The sequence below is a fragment of the Veillonella parvula genome (assembly GCF_024461875.1).
GTDB classification, from domain to species: Bacteria; Bacillota; Negativicutes; order Veillonellales; family Veillonellaceae; genus Veillonella; species Veillonella parvula_I.
The window spans coordinates 1-257 of the sequence record NZ_JANGAL010000066.1 but is presented as its reverse complement, the minus strand read 5'-3'; the positions used below and the strand labels follow the sequence as shown (position 1 = coordinate 257).

Sequence of the window (257 nt, the reverse complement as noted above, 5' to 3'; positions counted from 1 at the left end):
ATGAAGTTGAAGCCGTTTTCGGACCGGAAGGACCGTATGACCTCAATTTTATTCGTGTCAATGCTCAGGAAAGATTTTATGCAAAATTAAAAGGTGTGGAAGAGCCGGAAGAAAAACGTAAAATTATCGGTGAAGAATTTATACGTGTATTTGAAGAAGAAGCAAAGAAGATAGGTGCAGTTGATTTTCTTGTGCAAGGAACAATCTATCCGGATGTAGTAGAAAGCGGTCTTGGAGGCGAGTCTGCGGTTATTAAG

Annotated in this window: 1 pseudogene; it reads left to right on the top strand. The window is 40.1% G+C overall.

The features are described from left to right. A pseudogene (locus NE668_RS09880) lies at positions 1–257 on the top strand (glutamine-hydrolyzing GMP synthase); the annotation flags it as partial.